This is a genomic window from Bacillus sp. 05T31 (assembly GCF_056396725.1).
This window is the reverse complement of sequence record NZ_JBFTMA010001099.1, coordinates 1-932: the sequence shown is the minus strand read 5'-3', so window position 1 is coordinate 932 and position 932 is coordinate 1. Positions and strand designations below refer to the sequence as shown.

The following is a 932-nucleotide window of genomic DNA, read 5'->3' as shown; positions in this document are numbered from 1 at the left end:
ACTTAATATTTGATATGGGTCTTATTTTAGCGCCGTTAGCACTTGCAATGATTTTAATTACAATATGGATTGGTAGAAAAATTATTATCGCCATTACGAGACCGCTTTCGCAAATGGAACGAGTTGCAAATCATTTGGCTACTGGAGATTTCTCAGAGCGGATTACAATTTCTTCAGAAGATGAAATTGGACGATTGGGAAAAGCCTTTAATAAAATGGCAAATTCCTTAGAAACAGAAGATGTAAAGCGTAAGGAATTTTTAGCTAATGTTTCGCATGAACTTAGAACACCGCTTAGTTATATTAAAGGATATAGTGAAGCTATTTTAGACGGTGTAGCGAAGGGGCCGCAGCAGGAAAAAGTAACGCAACTTATTCATAAAGAAGCAGGTCGCATGCAGCGCCTCGTTCATGATTTATTAGATCTAGCGCAGCTAGAAGGTGAACACTTTCCCTTAAAGAAACAACCTATCGTTTTTTCACAGCTTATTGAAGATGTACTAAATACGTACGAGTTACAGTTTGTAGAAAAAAACCTTCGTATTTCAACGAATTTAAATCCTGAAATTATCGTAATGATTGATGAGGATCGTATGCAACAAGTACTTCATAATGTATTAGATAATGCGATACGTTATACAAATCAAAACGGGGATATCATAATAACATTAAAGCAAATCGATGATTATTGTGAATTGCACATAAAAGATACAGGAATAGGTATTGATAGAGAGCATTTAGAAAATCTGGGGGAACGCTTTTACCGAGTAGATAAAGCGAGAAGTCGTCAACAYGGTGGAACAGGTTTAGGTCTTGCAATTGTAAGGCAAATTGTTCATATACATGACGGTGAGTGGAGAATAGAAAGTGAAAAAGGTAAGGGCACGAAAGTTAGTATTAAATTAAAAGCACAAGATGAGGAGGGCATATTC

At 36.1% G+C, this 932-nt stretch carries 1 protein-coding gene; it reads left to right on the top strand.

Annotation, left to right across the window (positions count from 1 at the left end; genetic code table 11):
• The coding region (locus AC1DJR_RS31630; protein WP_477004433.1) for a sensor histidine kinase at positions 1-932 on the top strand (932 nt) is incomplete at both ends.